Origin of the sequence: Pseudomonas sp. FGI182 (assembly GCF_000511325.1) — a bacterium.
GTDB classification, from domain to species: Bacteria; Pseudomonadota; Gammaproteobacteria; order Pseudomonadales; family Pseudomonadaceae; genus Aquipseudomonas; species Aquipseudomonas putida_Z.
The window spans coordinates 3,724,347-3,740,398 of the sequence record NZ_CP007012.1 but is presented as its reverse complement, the minus strand read 5'-3'; the positions used below and the strand labels follow the sequence as shown (position 1 = coordinate 3,740,398).

Here is a 16,052-nt window from a genome sequence, read left to right as displayed (position 1 = left end):
GCACTCCTGTAGGAGCGGCCTTGTGTCGCGATGGGCTGCGCAGCAGCCCCAATGGCTTCAGCGCTGGACGGGCGTCGGCCGCTGCACTTCGGCCCTGCGCCCCAGCACCTCGTACACCGACGGATACGCCGGCCGTTCCACATACCGGCCCGCGCCTTTTTCCGCACGCAGGTCGCCATCGGCCCAGAGCACCTTGCCCTGGCTGATGGTATGGCTGGGGATGCCGCGCACGGTACGACCTTCGAAGATGTTGAAGTCCACCTTCTGGTGGTGGGTCTTGGCCGAGATGGTGCGGGTGCCTTGCGGGTCCCACAGCACCAGGTCGGCGTCGGCGCCAACACGAATGGCACCCTTGCGCGGGAACAGGTTGAAGATTTTCGCGGTGTTGGTGGAGGTCAGCGCGACGAACTCATGCATCGACAGGCGCCCGCTGTTCACCCCGGCATCCCACAGCACCGCCATGCGGTCCTCGATGCCAGCAGTGCCGTTGGGGATACGGCTGAAGTCGTCGCGGCCCATGGCTTTCTGCTCGGCGCAGAAGCAGCAATGGTCGGTGGCGGTGGTGTGCAGGTTGCCCGACTGCAGCCCGCGCCACAGCGCCTCCTGGTGTTCGCGCGGGCGGAACGGTGGGCTCATCACGTAGCCTGCGGCGGTGGCCCAGTCCGGGTCACGGTAGACGCTGTCATCCAGCAGCAGATGGCCTGGCAGCACTTCGCCGTACACCGGCTGGCCCTTGCCCCTGGCATAGGCGATTTCGTCCAGCGCTTCGCGGCTGGAAACATGCACCAGGTAAAGTGGCGTGCCCAGGGTCTCGGCAATGCGGATGGCGCGGCTGGCCGCCTCGCCCTCGACCTGGGACGGGCGTGACAGCGGGTGGGCTTCCGGCCCGGTCAGGCCCTGGGCCAGCAGTTTTTTCTGCAGGTGGTACACCAGTTCGCCGTTCTCGGCATGCACGGTGGGCACCGCACCGAGTTGCAGGCAGCGCTCGAAGCTGGCCACCAGGGTGTCGTCGGCGGCCATGATCGCATTCTTGTAGGCCATGAAGTGCTTGAAGCTGTTCACCCCATGTTTGGCCACCAGTTCGCCCATTTCTTCGGCCACCTGCTCGCTCCACCAGGTGATGGCGACATGGAAGCCGTAGTCGCTGGCGCTTTTCTGCGCCCAGCCGCGCCAGGTGTGGAAGGCCTCCAGCAATGACTGCTGCGGGTTGGGGATGACGAAGTCGATGATCGAGGTGGTGCCACCGGCCAGGCCCGCGGCGGTGCCGCTGAAGAAGTCCTCGCTGGCCACCGTGCCCATGAACGGCAGCTGCATGTGGGTGTGCGGGTCGATGCCGCCGGGCATCAGGTACTGGCCGCTGCCGTCGAGGATCTCGCAGTCGGTGGGCGGTTCGAGGTTTTGCCCGATGGCGCGGATCAGGCCATCGGCACACAGGACATCGGCGGGGTAACTCTCTTCGTGGGTGACCACGGTGGCGCCACGGATCAACAGGGACATGCCGTTTTCCTCGCAGGCTGACCGGTCTGGGCCGGTTCTTGGAATTGTCTGGGTGCAGGGCGTGCAGGGCGGTTAATCCTGTCAGGCCTGACAAGATTGGAGGCTAGATGCAGATACGGCATTCAGCAAGAAAATTTTCCCATTAATTTTGTGGTTTTTAACTCATTGAAATTAAGGAAATTATTTATTTTGCAGTGCTGACTACGGGGCTTTTTGAAACTTTGACTGACTTGACAAGATGAAAATCTGGTCGAGATTTTCAAGCACATAAAGCGTGTGTACTCCGGCCATCGCATCAACCCGATGGGCAAACAACTACAAGAAAATCTGGAGAAGGCCCCATGCAGCAGAGCAGATCGGAAGTGGTCGAGCAGGATGGCCTGTTCGAGCTGTCCGAGGGCAGCGATGTCCTCGACAGCCCGCGCTACAACCACGACATCGCCCCGACCAAGGTGCACCAGCGCACCTGGAACAAATGGCATATCACCGCCCTGTGGGTAGGCATGTCCATCTGCGTGCCCACCTACACGCTCGGCGGCGTGCTCACCGCCTACTTCGGCCTCAGCGTGGGCGAGGCCTTGCTGGCGATTTTGCTGGCCAACCTGATCGTGCTGATCCCGCTCACCCTCAACGCCTTCCCTGGCACCAAGTACGGCATTCCTTTCCCGGTGCTGCTGCGTTCGTCGTTCGGCATCCTCGGCTCCAACGTGCCATGCCTGATCCGGGCAGTGGTCGCCTGTGGCTGGTTCGGCATCCAGACCATGTTCGGCGGCCTGGCCATCCACCTGTTCCTCGGCTCGGTGTTCGACGGCTGGAAAGCTTTGGGCGGCACCGGCGAGGTGATCGGCTTCATGATCTTCTGGTGCCTGAACCTGTGGGTGGTGCTGCGCGGCGCCGAGTCGATCAAGTGGCTCGAAACGCTTTCGGCACCGCTGCTGGTGGCGGTCGGCGTCGGCCTGCTGTTCTGGGCCTTACCGCACATGTCGATGACCGAACTGCTGGCCCAGCCGCCCAAGCGCCCGGAAGGGGCGAACATGCTCGGCTACTTCTGCGCCGGGCTTACCGCCATGGTCGGTTTCTGGGCCACGCTGTCGCTGAACATCCCCGACTTCAGCCGCTACGCCCGCAGCCAGAAGGACCAGATTCTCGGGCAGATCTTCGGCTTGCCGCTGACCATGTTCCTGTTCGCCGCGCTGGGAGTGGTACTCACCGCTGCTTCGGCGTCGCTGGTTGGCGAGACCGTGTCCGACCCGGTCAGCCTGATCGGCAAGATCCACAGCCCGTTCTGGGTGGCCCTGGCCATGGCGTTGATCGTCATCGCCACGCTGTCGACCAACACCGCGGCTAACATCGTGTCGCCGACCAACGACTTCCAGAACATCGCCCCACGCCTGATCGGGCGCAGCCGCGCGGTGTGGCTGACCGGCTTCATCGGCTTGGCGCTGATGGGCCATGAGCTGCTGAAGAAGCTGGGCTGGATCGTCTCCGACCTGAGCCTGGAGAGCGTGTACTCCAACTGGCTGCTGGGCTATTCCAGCCTGCTGGGGCCGATCGCCGGGATCATGGTGGTGGACTACTTCCTGATCCGCCGGCAGAAGCTGGACCTGGCCGGGCTTTACCGCGACGACGTGTACCCGGCGTGGAACTGGGCCGGTTTTGCCGCCTTTGCGTTGCCGGTCGCGCTGACCGTGATGGCCATTGGCAACAGCAGTTTCAGCTGGTTCTACGACTACGGCTGGTTCACCGGTTCGCTGCTGGGCGGGGCGCTGTATTACCTCTTCGCCGGCGTGGTCGCGCGCAGCCCGGCGCGGGTGGCCAAGCCCTTGCCGTGAGACCGCGCTGGCTTCTTCGCGGGTAAACCCGCTCCCACAGGTACAGCGCAGGTCCTGAGGCCAACGCTGTACCTGTGGGAGCGGGTTTACCCGCGAAGAGGCCGGCACAGACAACAAAAATGCCTGAGGAAAATCCCATGACCCCAGCCCAACAAGTACTGCAATCCACCCAGCACCACATCGACAGCACCCGCCTGTGGCAGTCCCTGATGGACCTGGCCCGCCTCGGTGCCACCGCCAAGGGCGGCGTGTGCCGCCTGGCCCTGACCGACCTCGACCGCCAGGCCCGCGACCTGTTCGTGCAGTGGTGCGAGGCCGCTGGTTGCACGGTCAGCATCGACGCCGTCGGCAACATCTTTGCCCGCCGCCCGGGGCGTAACCCCAAGCTGCCCCCGGTGATGACCGGCAGCCATATCGACACCCAGCCCACCGGTGGCAAGTTCGACGGCTGCTTCGGGGTGATGGCTGGGCTGGAGGTGCTCCGCACCCTCAACGACCTGGGCGTGGAAACCGAAGCACCGCTGGAAGTGGTGGTGTGGACCAACGAGGAGGGTTCGCGCTTTGCTCCGTGCATGATGGGTTCCGGGGTGTTCGCCAGCAAGTTCACCCTGGAGGAAACCCTGGCCAAGCGCGACGCCCAGGGTGTCAGCGTTGGCGAGGCGTTGAACGCCATCGGCTACGCCGGCCCGCGCGCCGTATCAGGCCACCCGGTGGGGGCCTATTTCGAAGCGCATATCGAGCAGGGCCCGATCCTCGAAGATCAGCGCAAGACCATCGGCGTGGTGCTGGGCGCGCTGGGCCAGAAGTGGTTCGACCTGACCCTGCGCGGTGTCGAGGCCCACGCCGGCCCTACGCCCATGCACCTGCGCAAGGACGCCCTGGTCGGCGCGGCGGCGGTGGTGGAGGCAGTCAACCGCACCGCCCTCGGCCACCAGCCCCATGCCTGTGGCACGGTGGGTTGCCTGCAGGCCTACCCGGGCTCGCGCAACGTGATCCCGGGCGAGGTGCGCATGACCCTGGATTTCCGTCATCTGGAGGGTGAGCAGCTGAATGCCATGATTGCCGATGTGCGCGCAGTGATCGAGGCGACCTGTGCCCGGCATGGCCTGAGCCACGAACTGGTACCCACGGCCGATTTCCCGGCGTTGTACTTCGACAAGGCCTGTGTCGAAGCCGTGCGCCAATCGGCGCAGGCGCTGGGCCTGCCGCACATGGACATCGTCAGCGGCGCGGGGCACGACGCGATCTTCCTGGCCGAACTGGGGCCGGCGGGGATGATTTTCGTGCCGTGCGAGAACGGTATCAGCCATAACGAGATCGAGAACGCCACGCCCGAGGACCTGGCTGCGGGCTGCGCGGTGTTGCTGCGCGCGATGCTGGCAGCGTCGGAGGCGATTGCCAGTGGGCGATTGGCGGCCTAGCGCCGTCAGTATCAGGAGTACGCGTTTCTTGTAGGAGCGGCCTTGTGTCGCGATCGGGCTGCGCAGCAGCCCCAGGATCTTGAAGTAGACGCAGGCATCGCCGGGGCCGCTTTGCGGCCTTTTCGCGACACAAGGCCGCTCCTACAGGGGCCGCGCTGCCGGGGCGGGTTGGGTAAGATCTGCCAGAAACGCCGCAATCTGCCGTTCACCTCGCAAATGCACCACCGGCACCTGCGGCCCTGTGGCCTGGCGGCTCGCCTCGATCCCCGGCCGATACCCCCGGTCGAACGTCCATACGAACTTCAAAAAGGTCAGAAACGCCCGGTCCAGCCGCTCGGTACATCCCGCCGGCAGGTCCGGTCGGGGCTTGTTCAGCACACTGCGCAGGATCACCCGCTTGAGGCAGGTCGGTCTCGGCGTATCCAGCCAGATGACCAGGTCGGCCCGCGGCAGACGCAGGTCGAACGTGCGGCGGGCATAATTGCCTTCGCATACCCAAGCTTCCCCAGCCACCGCATCGCGCACGCGGGTACGGAAGGTCTCGGCATCCGGCTCGACCCAGCCGGTCTCCCAGAACAACGTATCGAGGTGCACCACCGGCACGCCCAAGCATGCGCCTATCTGCCGGGCCAGGGTCGATTTGCCACTGCCGGCGTTGCCCAGAATCACGATACGTTGCATGGCCAAGTCCTTTTGGAAAACCGGCCATGCTAAATCATCCGGCCGGTTCGAGACAGCCATCGCGCCCGATGTGATAGCGCTGCAGGTCCTGCGCCAGGGTCAGCTGCCCGCTGTAGTGGGCGAGGGCTTCGTCGCGCACGTTGTCGATGCTCGGGCTGCGCCGTGGGTCGTTCTGGTAGCGGGCGCTGAAATGCGTCAGCACCAGGTTGCGAACGCCCGCAGTTTCGGCAAAGCGCGCCACCGCAGCCGCGGTGCTGTGGCCGAAGGTTACCCCCGTGCGCTCTACCACCGCCTGGGTGAACGTGGCTTCGTGCACCAGCACGTCCGCGCCCTTTGCGACGTCGGCCAACAGCTCGGGGTTGTCGTTGTCGCCGCACACGATCACCCGCCGCGGCGGACGCGAAGGGCGCAAGTAATCACAGCCGTGCAGCAACTGCCCGCCATGCTGCACCGTCAAGCCCTTGGCCAGCTCGCCCCACAGCGGGCCGCGGGGGATGCCGTCGGCTTCCAGGCGCGGTATGTCCAGGCGCGGTTCGGGGTTGAGCTCGGTGAACACGAAGCCGACGCTCGGTACCCGGTGCGAAAGCTGCACGCTGGTCACCTGCAGGGCGTCACTGCGCCATTCCACCAGCTCTTCCACGGCCAGCAGGCGCAGTTCGAACGGCAGGAAAGTATCGCTGGCAACCAGCCCCTGGCGCACCCAGTCGTGCAGGGCGGCGGGCAGGACAAGGTCCAGTGGCTGGGTGCGCCCGCTCATGCCGGCGCTGGCCAGCAGGCCCGGCAGGCCGAAGCAATGGTCGCCGTGCACGTGGGTGATGAAGATGGCCCGCAAGTCGCGGATCGACAGCGGCGTATGCAGCAGCCGGTGCTGGGTGCCTTCGCCGCAGTCGACCAGATACCAGTGGCTGCCACTGGCTTCGATCACTGCGGTGGCGCTGACGTTGCGTGCCTTGGTCGGCACGCCGGCGGAGGTGCCCAGGAACAGCAAATCCATGGTCTGGCTCCTTGTTTCAGCCCAGCAGCGACAGGTCGCGCAGCAACGCTTGCAACCCTTGTGGTACCAACGGGCCGATGCCCGCCAGGTCGGCGCTGTCGCACCAGCGGGCGCGGAATGCGCTGCCGTCGGTCTCCTGGCCGGCCAGCCAGGCTTGCCGGTACAGGCTGGCGTCGTCGAAGCGTGCATCGTACACCTGCACGATCTCATGCCCTGGCTTGCCGGCATAGGTGAACAGGCTTTCCAGCGTGCCGAGCAGGTGCACGTCGCTGATCGGCTGGCCTAGTTCTTCGGTGATTTCCCGGGCGATGGCATCGCGGCCCAATTCACCGAACTCGATGCCGCCACCCAGCGGCCGGCACAGGGTCTGGCCGGTGGCCGGGTCGTCGAAGACGTTGACCAGGATCTTGCCCTGGTGATGGAACACGCACAGTGCGAGAAAACGGATACGGGGTGCAGGTAGCGGCGTGGTACTCAACGGGCTCGTTCCTTCGAGGTGGTAAGGGCGCACACCTTAGCCGGATTGCCGCATGTCGTCGATGGCCCGCCAGGTCTTGCCTACTCGGCCTGTCGCCAGATCAGCTTGCTGGTGTCATAGCCTTGCTCCCGGGCGATCGTCAGCAGTTGCTCGCGCAGCTGGTCGGTGACCGCGGGGGTGCGCGAGAGCAGCCACAGGTATTCGCGGTTCGGGTGGCCGACCAAGGCTACGCGGTAGTCCTGGTCGTGGTACAGCACCCAGTACTCGCCCTTGGTCAGGCCGGGCGCGAGGCGGCTGAACCAGTTGTCGAAGCGCACCCAGAGCTTGTCGGTGCTGCCCGGTTGCTGGGCTTCGGCGATGCCCTTGGCCTGGTTCCACTGGCCGTCCTTTTCCTGGCAGCGGTTGGTCACGTCGAGGCGGCCGTCCTCTCGCAGGCCATAGTGCGCTTCGGACTGCACGCAGTTGCGCTGGAAGAACATCGGCAACCGCGCGAGTTCGTACCAGGTGCCCTGGTAACGTTGCAGGTCGACCTGCTGGGTGCGCGGCGGCGCCGGGTGGTCGTTGCCGGCACAGCCGAGCAGGGCCAGGGTCATGCAGCAAAACAGCAACGTGGTGCGTAGCGCCATGGTGAACCTCCTTGATACGGACGGGGCTTACCTGTGTTTCGATGCGAGCGAGAGGCAAAAGTTGTACGGAATCGTGCCTTTCAGAACGAACCGGTCTGCACTTCGCCGGCACGCACGTAACGGGCGATGACCACGCCCTTGGGCGAAACCTGCGAGTGCTGCAGGGTGAAGGCCGCCGCTGCCGCATCGTCAGCGAACAGGCGCTTGCCGTGGCCGAGCAGCAACGGGTGGATCAGCAGTTGCAGTTCATCGACCAGGCCCGCCGCCAGCAGTTGCTGCACCAGATCGCTGCTGCCCTGGGTCAGCAGGTTGGCGCCGTCCTGTTGTTTCAGCGCGCGGACCGCTGCGGTGATGTCCACGCCAAGGGCATGGCTGTTGTGCCAGTCGAGGGTTGCGGGGGTGTGGGTGGCCACGTGCTTGGGCACGCTGTTGAACAGGTTGGCGATGGAGAAGTCTTCCGAGCTGCCTTCTACCTTTGGCCAGTAGCCGGCGAAGATGTCGTAGGTGCGCCGGCCCAGCAGCAACTCGAAGGGCTGGCTGAACAGGGCCTGCATGGCCTGGCCGAAGACTTCCTCGGCGTAGGGCACAATCCAGCCGCCGTAGGTGAAGCCGCCGCTGGTGTCTTCCTGCGGTCCGCCGGGGGCCTGCATGACACCGTCGAGGCTGATGAAGGCGGCTACGATGAGTTTGCGCATGGGACTCTCCTGTTGGCAGCCGGGGTGGCTGGGGGCATGGGATAGTCGAATGGCTGGCAGCAGAATCGACAGCGCAAACCTGTGCCGGCCCTTTCGCGGGCATGCCCGCTCCCACAGGATCACCACCGCTCCAGAAAGCGCTGCTGTGCCTGTAGGAGCAGCCTTGTGCTGCGAAGAGGCCGGTGCAGGCTACCTCAAAGCCAGTAGGTCACCGCCCACCACCCCAGCCCACCCATCACTACGGTATAGGGCAAGGCCATCCAAACCATTCGCCCATACGACAGCCGGATCAGCGGCGCGATTGCCGAAGTCAACAGGAACAGGAACGCCGCCTGCCCATTCGGCGTCGCCACGCTCGGCAGGTTGGTGCCGGTGTTGATCGCCACCGCCAGCGTCTCGAAATGCTCGCGGCTCATGCCGCCATTGAGGAACGCCTGCTTCACCTCGGTGATGTAGATGGTGGCAACGAACACGTTGTCGCTGATCGCCGACAGCAGGCCGTTGGCCAGGTACAGCATGCCCGGTTGCTGCTCGGCCGGCAGCGCCAGCACCCAGGCAATCAACGGGCTGAACAGTTGCTGCTGATGAATCACCGCCACCACGGCGAAGAACACCACCAGCAATGCGGTGAACGGCATGGCGTCCTGGAAGGCACGGCCCAGGCGGTGTTCGTCGGTAATGCCGGTGAACGCCGTGATCAGCACGATCACCATCAGGCCGATCAGGCCGACCTCGGCAACGTGCAGCCCCAGGCAGACGATCAGGATCAGTGCGGCGAACCCTTGCACCCACAGCGCGATGCGCTGGGCAGTGGTGCGTGCTGCATCGTCCTCGGCGGCGTAGGCGGCCAGCACCTGACGCACCGGCTCGGGCATCAACGTGCCGTAGCCGAACAGGCGCAACTTCTCCAGCAGCACGCAGGTCAGCAAGCCGGCGCCCAGCACCGGCAGTGACACCGGTGCCACCTTCAGGAAGAAATCGGCAAAGTGCCAGCCCATCTCATGGCCGATCAGCAGGTTCTGCGGCTCGCCTACCAGCGTGCATACGCCGCCCAGGGCGGTACCCACCGCGCCATGCATCAGCAGGCTGCGCAGGAAGGCGCGGAACTGGTCGAGGTCTTCACGGTGCAACTGTGCGACCTGCTGGTCGCTGTCCAGCGCACTGTCTTCGCGCGGGTTGGCCCCGGAGGCGACGCGGTGGTACACCGCATAGAAACCGACCGCGGCGCTGATGATCACGGCGGTCACGGTCAGCGCATCGAGAAACGCCGAGAGGAATGCCGACAGCACGCAGAACAGCAACGCCAGGATCGCCTTCGAACGCACCCCCAGCAGGATGCGCGAAAACAGGAACAGCAGCAGTTCCTTCATGAAGTGGATGCCCGCGACCATGAACATCAGCAGCAGGATCACCGGGAAGTTGTGCTGCAGCTCTTCGTACAGGGCTTGCGGGGTGGTCATCTGCAACAACATGGCTTCGATCAGCAACAGCCCGCCGGGCATCAGCGGGTAGCATTTCAGGGCCATGCCCAAGGTGAAGATGAACTCGATCACCAGTGCCCAGCCAGCAGCGGCCGGGCCAACGGTTACCAGCAGCAGCGGATTGAGCGCCAGGAACAGGCAGATGACCGCCTTGTACCAAAGCGGCGACTGGCCCAGGAAACCATGGGCGAGGGGGCCAGGCAAGGAGCGCGACATGAATATGTATCCTTATGATTCAACGATGGCGCACGGTGCCGGATCGGCGCATATAAGGCAAGTCACCTAAAGCGCATTCATTGCCAACAATCAGTCACTCTGACTAGAGGGGTCGCGTATGAGTTTAGGTGAGGCGAATCGCTGTTTGCCATCAATGTTTACATGCTGAAGCTGCCGGAGATGTTGCAGGTATTCATTCGCGCTGGCTATGCGTAGGTCAAGTGCGTAAATATCTGAGTCGTGTTTCAAGATCGCGGCTTGCCGGTCTTTTTTACTAAAAGGGCTTTGCGACTTAAGTTCATCTCTTCGCTTTTTCGACTGTATGCTGCCCTTTAGTCTTTCTGAGAAGGAAACTGTGTCGGTGAGGTGGTTTTCCAGGGTTTTAAATTCGTTCTTGCTGAAGGTAATCGCCTTCGATAGTGGACGGTCGGTAGGCGTAAGATTTTCCATGGATTCGAGTTTGCGTTTTAATGTAGAGGCGCTATATTTTCCTGAGACATGGTTATAGATCTTTTTGATAACATGGCCTGATGGGTCTAAATGGTTAATTGGGTCGTTTTGACAATAGGCATACGGGTTCAAGCCGCCTTCGAAAAAAGGGCTGAATGTATCCGGGGCCATGAATCGCCCCAGGAAAGGTGAATAATACCGATAGCCTTTGCCCAAAGCGTATAGACCAAAGATGCTGCGGTACTCCCCGTTAAAACCCGGTCCAAGTGGAATCGAGGGCGTATATCCGTACGGTGTATACGTGATCGTTTCTAATGTCTCTTTCATATTGGTACAATCCATTGGGGGAGAGCCAGTATCCGGTGCATTGGCGCGCGACAGCTACTGGTAAAAATATCAGGTGAGTGGCGACTCGGTCCTGCTTTTGGCGCAAGAACCGTCACTGTAGTGGGTTATAGTCCGGCGATGAACCATTGCCCTCAGGAGTGCCGCCCGTGACCGATTACAGCGCGTTCAAGGTCGAACTGACCAACAGCATCGCCCACGTTCAGATCAACCGTCCGGAAAAGGTCAACGCGATGAACGCCGCCTTCTGGGAGGAGATCATCGACATCTTCCAGTGGGTCGACGACACCGACGCGGTGCGGGCGGTGGTGATCAGCGGTGCCGGCAAGCATTTTTCCGCCGGTATCGACCTGATGATGCTGGCTTCGCTGGCCGGGCAGATGGGCAAGGACGTGGGCCGTAACGCACGCTTCCTGCGCAGCACCATCCTGCGCCTGCAGGCGTCGTTCAACGCCGTGGACAAATGCCGCAAGCCGGTACTGGCCGCGGTGCAGGGTTACTGCATTGGCGGCGCCATCGATCTGATCTCGGCCTGCGACATGCGCTACTGCAGCAGCGACGCGCAGTTCTCGATCAAGGAAATCGACATGGGCATGGCCGCCGATGTCGGCACACTGCAACGTTTGCCTCGTATCATCGGTGACGGCATGATGCGTGAGCTGGCTTTCACCGGGCGCAATGTCGAGGCCGAAGAGGCGCTGCGCATCGGCCTGGTCAACCGGGTCTATGATGATCAGGCCGCGCTGATGGACGGGGTCTTTGCCATCGCCGGCGAGATTGCCGCAAAATCGCCGATCGCCGTGGCCGGCACCAAGGAAATGCTCAGCTACATGCGTGACCATCGCATCGACGATGGCCTGGAGTACATCGCCACCTGGAACGCCGCGATGCTGCAGTCCGAAGACCTGCGCGTGGCGGTGGCGGCGCACATGAGCAAACAGAAACCGACGTTCGCCGACTGATCAGGCCGGGGGACGCGCAGTAAGGGAACCCCCGACATGTCAGCACGCTGGACTACCGCAGTACTCGACCCGCAGATCACCGGGGGGCTGGCCGTGGCCCGCAGCCCGGAAGGGTTCCTGGTGGACGACAACGGCGCGCTGTTCCCTCGCGACTGGCTCAAGCGCCAAGACCTCGACGTGCTGTGCGAGCACGGTATCGGCCACTTCGACGGCCAGCCGGTGTTCCTGCTGGAACTGCGCAGCGCCACCGACATGCCCGGCTGCGCCTGGCGCGGCCTGCGCGCGTTCATGCTCGAGGGTGACTTCGACACCTACAAAGTGCTGGGCTATGCCGCGCAGATCGGCACCTGGGCCCGCGAGCACCGTTTCTGCGGCAGCTGCGGCCAGGCAATGACGCAGATCCGCTGGGAGCGGGCGATGTACTGCCAGCCTTGCGACTTGCGCAGCTACCCGCGCATTTCGCCGAGCATGATCGTGCTGGTGACCCGTGGCGACGAAATCCTGCTGGCGCGTTCGCCACGCTTTGTCACCGGGGTGTACAGCACCCTGGCAGGCTTTGCCGAGCCGGGCGAGTCGGCCGAGGACTGCCTGGTGCGCGAAGTGCGTGAAGAGGTGGCGGTGGAAGTAAGGAACATCCAGTACGTCGGCAGCCAGTGCTGGCCGTTCCCGCATTCGATGATGCTGGGCTTCCATGCCGAGTATGCCGGCGGCGATATCGTCATGCAGCCGGACGAGATCGAGGACGCCAAATGGTTCAGCGTCCACGACCTGCCGCCGCTGCCGGCCGGGCGGTCGATTGCCCGCTACCTGATCGATCTGTACGTTGCGCGGCGGCTGGGCTGTGATATCCCTGCTTTCCCGTCCTAGCTGCAGTGAGAAATGTTCTCCGACTAGGCGCAGGGCGCAGGCAATGGTCATTCCATTGCCAAGTCCTGCAACGACGGCGGAGGACATTTCTCGCGCAGATAGGGCGGGAAAGCAGGGGTATCACAGCCCATCAGGCTTGGCCGAACCAGTGCTGCCACGCTAGGCGCACGGTCAATGCCAGCACCACGGTGATGAACACTGGGCGGATGAACTTGCTGCCGCCACTGATCGCCGTGCGTGCGCCGAAGAAGGCGCCAACCATCACCGACAGGCCCATGCACAGGCCGACGATGTAGTCCACCTGCCCGGAAATGATGAACACCGTCAGCGCTGCGATGTTGCTGACGAAGTTCATGCTGCGCGCCACGCCGCTGGCACGGACCAGGTCGATGGGGTAGAGCAGCAGGGTGCTGACCGTCCAGAACGCCCCGGTACCCGGGCCGGCCACGCCGTCATAGAAGCCCAGGGTGAAGCCTTGCGGCACTTGCCACTTTTTCCTGATCGGCGCATCGGCATCCAGCGGCGCCTTGGGCGTGCCGCCGAACAGCAGGTAGACGCCACAGGCGAAGACGATCACCGGCAACATCTTGTTCAGCCATTCGGCCGGCATGTAGTGGGCGATCACTGCACCGAGCAAAGCACCGACCAAGGTGGCGAACAATGCCGGGCGCCATTGTGCCGGGTGGAACAGCTTGCGCCTGTAGTAGGTGAAGCCGGCGGTAGCCGAGCCGAAGGTAGAGCTGAGCTTGTTGGTGCCCAGTACCAGGTGCGGCGGCATGCCGGCGGTGAGTAGCGCCGGGGTGGTGAGCAGGCCGCCACCGCCGGCGATGGCATCGATGAAGCCGGCGACGAAGGCGACCAGGGCCAGGATCAGCAGGGTGAGGGGTTCTACGGTGAGTTCGAAGGGCATGGGGTTTTGGCAGGCAGGGAGGCAAGGGGCGGCAGAGGGCCGCACTAGAAGGGTGACATGGTAATCCTGGGGGAGGTGTGTTGCCAGTGCCGGCCCTTTCGCGGGCATGCCCGCTCCCACAGGTTACCTGCACATTTCGATACCTGTGCAGTACCTGTGGGAGCGGGCGCGTCCGCGAAAGGGGCGGTACAGGCCATCACATCAGCTACGGATAAACGCCAGCAAATCCGCATTGATCACATCGGCATGGGTGGTCGGCATGCCATGCGGGTAGCCTTTGTAGGTCTTGAGTGTGCCGTTAGGCAGTAGCTTCGCCGACAGCATCCCGGAATTTTCATACGGTACGATCTGGTCATCGTCGCCGTGCATCACCAGCACCGGCTGGATGATGCCCTTCAGGTCTTCGGTGAAGTCGGTCTGGGAAAACGCCACGATGCCATCGTAATGGGCCTTGGCACTGCCAATCATGCCTTGGCGCCACCAGTTGCCGATGATGCCTTCGCTGGCTTCTGCACCGGGGCGGTTGTAGCCGTAGAACGGCCCGGCCGGCACATCCCGGTAGAACTGCGCACGGTTGCTGGCGACCTGGGCCTGGAAGCCGTCGAACACCGATTTGGGCAGGCCACCGGGATTATCGGGCGTCTGCACCATCAGTGGAGGTACGGCGGCGATCAGCACGGCCTTGGCCACCTTGTCTTCTGGGTGCCGGGCCATGTAGCGCACCACTTCACCGCCACCGGTCGAGTGGCCGACATGTACGGCGCCCTGGATGCCCAGGTGAGCGACGACCGCCGCCACATCGTCGGCGTAGTGGTCCATGTCGTGGCCGTCCCATACCTGGCTGGAACGGCCATGGCCGCGGCGGTCGTGGGCGACCACGCGGTAACCGTGGGCGAGGAAGAACAGCAACTGGGCATCCCAGTCGTCGGCGCTGAGCGGCCAGCCGTGGTGGAAGTGAATGACCGGCGCGTCACGCGGGCCCCAGTCCTTGTAGAAGATCTGTACGCCGTCCTTCGTGGTTACATAGCTCATGGTCGGGTCTCCTGTGTGCAGGAAGCGAAGGGAGCTATTGAGAATAGGAGGTATTTTGCCTGGTACTGGAATTTGTGGGGCACTCCCGGCCCTGCTCGGTCCCCTGTAGGAGCGGCCTTGTGTCGCGAAAGGGCTGCAAGGCAGCCCCGGCAATGTGTGCATCTGTGCTGAAACCCTGGGGCTGCTTTGCAGCCCTTTCGCGACACAAGGCCGCTCCTACAACGGGTTGTGTCAACCGATCAGACGCGGTCGCGCATCCGGTACCAGGCCTTGGCTGCAGCTTCCAGCGGTGCCGCCAGCAGATCGCCGCCGGGGAAGCGGCCGTTGTCGAGGCCTTGGTACAGCGCCAGCAGGTCGTCGTCGCCAAGAATGGCATCGCTGACCGCCCGCGCCGCCGCCAGTGTAGGCAGCACGCCATGGCCAGAGAAACCCTGCAGCCAGTAGCGCTGGCCCTCGCGACCGACATCCGGGGTGCGCTGGATGCTGCAGTCGATATGGCCGCCCCAGGCATAGTCGATGGCCACCCCGGCCAGCTGCGGGAACACCCGCTCCAGGTAGGGGCGGGTAGCGCTGGCGACATCTTTGGGAATACCGCCCAGGTAGGTGCAGCCGCCGCCGAACAGCAGGCGATGGTCCGGGGTGAGGCGGAAATAGTCGGGCACGAACTGGTTGTCGATCACGCAACTGTTGCGCGGCAGTAGCGACTGGGCGAAGTCGGCATCCAGCGGTGCGGTGGCTACCTGATAGGAGCCAACCGGCAACAGGCGGCGCGACAGGTTGCGGTCGAGGCGGTCGATGTAGGCGTTGCAGGCCAGCACCAGCACCTGGCAGCGGACTTCGCCGCGGTCGGTACGGGCCACATAGCCGTCGCCGGCTTTCTGGTAGTCGAGCACCTGGCTCTGTTCGTAGATCCGCCCGCCAGCCGCCTCGATGGTGCTGGCCAGGCCCTGGGCCAGCTTCAGCGGGTTGAGGTGGGCGCCTTTGGCGTCGTATAGCGCGGCCTGGTAGCGCGGGCTGTCGATCCATTGCGGCAGCTCGTCGCGGCCGATCAGGCGCAGGGCGTCGTAGCCCCATTTGTTTTCGGCCTCGTGCAGGGCTTCTTCCAGCATCTTCACCCGGCGCGGCAGCACGGCGGTCCACAGGCTGCCCAGCCGATAGTCGATGTCGAAGCCATGGCGCTCGGGCAGTTCGCGCATTTCATCGGCGGCCCAGCACATGCTGGCCCACAGGCGTCGGGTGCGTTCGACGCCCAGGGCCTTTTCCAGCGGCGGCATGTCGCATGACCACCCGAGCAGTGCCTGGCCGCCGTTGCGGCCGGACGCGGCCCAGGCCACGCGGCTGGCTTCCAGCAGCGTTACGCGCTTGCCGGCCTGGGTCAGGCGCAAGGCGGTGTGCAGGCCGCTGAAGCCGGCGCCAATGATCAGGACTTCGGTGTCGTGGCTGCCTTGCAGGGTAGGGTGCAGGGGAATGCTGGCGGGGTAGGTCTGGGCGTAGTAGCTGGCGACGTGCTGGGCGGATTGTTTGAACATGCAGGGGTCTCATGAAAATTATTGTGTTTATTTTCA

General features: G+C 63.8%; 15 protein-coding genes. 4 read left to right on the top strand and 11 right to left on the bottom strand.

What is annotated here, in order from left to right; genetic code table 11:
• Positions 1-57: 57 nt before the first annotated feature.
• Positions 58-1,497: a dihydropyrimidinase gene (gene hydA, locus C163_RS16565; RefSeq protein ID WP_025339794.1), complete on the bottom strand. Its 1,440-nt coding sequence runs from the start codon at positions 1,495-1,497 to the stop codon at positions 58-60.
• Positions 1,498-1,838: 341 nt separating this feature from the next.
• Between hydA and C163_RS16560 the strand changes: the two genes are divergently transcribed.
• Together C163_RS16560 and C163_RS16555 are read left to right on the top strand one after the other, a co-directional pair.
• A complete protein-coding gene (locus tag C163_RS16560; protein WP_025339793.1) occupies positions 1,839-3,329 on the top strand; it encodes an NCS1 family nucleobase:cation symporter-1 in 1,491 nt (496 codons plus the stop codon).
• 137 nt (positions 3,330-3,466) lie between these two features.
• Positions 3,467-4,750: a Zn-dependent hydrolase gene (locus tag C163_RS16555; RefSeq protein ID WP_025339792.1), complete on the top strand. Its 1,284-nt coding sequence runs from the start codon at positions 3,467-3,469 to the stop codon at positions 4,748-4,750.
• 141 nt (positions 4,751-4,891) lie between these two features.
• On the opposite strand, the gene C163_RS16550 is transcribed toward C163_RS16555, so the two are convergent.
• The 7 genes from C163_RS16550 to C163_RS26615 all read right to left on the bottom strand — a co-directional run bounded on the left by C163_RS16550 (position 4,892) and on the right by C163_RS26615 (position 10,698).
• Positions 4,892-5,431: an ATPase AAA gene (locus C163_RS16550; protein WP_025339791.1), complete on the bottom strand. Its 540-nt coding sequence runs from the start codon at positions 5,429-5,431 to the stop codon at positions 4,892-4,894.
• A 34-nt stretch (positions 5,432-5,465) separates the two neighbouring features.
• Positions 5,466-6,425, bottom strand: coding sequence for a ribonuclease Z (locus C163_RS16545; protein ID WP_025339790.1), 960 nt, complete (start codon positions 6,423-6,425; stop codon positions 5,466-5,468).
• 16 nt (positions 6,426-6,441) lie between these two features.
• Positions 6,442-6,903 carry an NUDIX hydrolase gene (locus C163_RS16540; RefSeq protein ID WP_025339789.1) on the bottom strand — a complete coding sequence of 154 codons (462 nt, stop codon included), beginning with the start codon at positions 6,901-6,903 and terminating at the stop codon, positions 6,442-6,444.
• Between the two features lie 80 nt (positions 6,904-6,983).
• Positions 6,984-7,529, bottom strand: coding sequence for a lipocalin family protein (locus tag C163_RS16535; protein ID WP_025339788.1), 546 nt, complete (start codon positions 7,527-7,529; stop codon positions 6,984-6,986).
• An 80-nt stretch (positions 7,530-7,609) separates the two neighbouring features.
• Positions 7,610-8,224 carry a dihydrofolate reductase family protein gene (locus C163_RS16530; protein WP_025339787.1) on the bottom strand — a complete coding sequence of 205 codons (615 nt, stop codon included), beginning with the start codon at positions 8,222-8,224 and terminating at the stop codon, positions 7,610-7,612.
• A gap of 194 nt (positions 8,225-8,418) precedes the next feature.
• Complete coding sequence (gene nhaB, locus C163_RS16525) at positions 8,419-9,921, bottom strand: sodium/proton antiporter NhaB (protein ID WP_025339786.1); 1,503 nt, start codon at positions 9,919-9,921, stop codon at positions 8,419-8,421.
• A gap of 90 nt (positions 9,922-10,011) precedes the next feature.
• Positions 10,012-10,698: an RHS repeat-associated core domain-containing protein gene (locus tag C163_RS26615; protein ID WP_256220372.1), complete on the bottom strand. Its 687-nt coding sequence runs from the start codon at positions 10,696-10,698 to the stop codon at positions 10,012-10,014.
• Between the two features lie 167 nt (positions 10,699-10,865).
• Here C163_RS26615 and C163_RS16520 point away from each other — a divergent pair, with 167 nt between their 5' ends.
• Together C163_RS16520 and nudC are read left to right on the top strand one after the other, a co-directional pair.
• Entirely contained in the window at positions 10,866-11,678 is an 813-nt protein-coding gene (locus C163_RS16520) for a crotonase/enoyl-CoA hydratase family protein (protein ID WP_025339785.1), read from the top strand.
• 36 nt (positions 11,679-11,714) lie between these two features.
• Complete coding sequence (gene nudC / locus C163_RS16515) at positions 11,715-12,545, top strand: NAD(+) diphosphatase (protein WP_025339784.1); 831 nt, start codon at positions 11,715-11,717, stop codon at positions 12,543-12,545.
• A gap of 130 nt (positions 12,546-12,675) precedes the next feature.
• On the opposite strand, the gene C163_RS16510 is transcribed toward nudC, so the two are convergent.
• From C163_RS16510 to C163_RS16500, 3 genes are all read right to left on the bottom strand, one after another.
• On the bottom strand, positions 12,676-13,455 hold the full coding sequence (locus C163_RS16510) for a TSUP family transporter (RefSeq protein ID WP_013973303.1): 780 nt from the start codon (positions 13,453-13,455) through the stop codon (positions 12,676-12,678).
• A gap of 201 nt (positions 13,456-13,656) precedes the next feature.
• On the bottom strand, positions 13,657-14,487 hold the full coding sequence (locus tag C163_RS16505) for an alpha/beta fold hydrolase (protein ID WP_025339783.1): 831 nt from the start codon (positions 14,485-14,487) through the stop codon (positions 13,657-13,659).
• Between the two features lie 239 nt (positions 14,488-14,726).
• Complete coding sequence (locus tag C163_RS16500) at positions 14,727-16,016, bottom strand: FAD-binding oxidoreductase (protein WP_025339782.1); 1,290 nt, start codon at positions 16,014-16,016, stop codon at positions 14,727-14,729.
• Between the last annotated feature and the right edge of the window lie 36 nt (positions 16,017-16,052).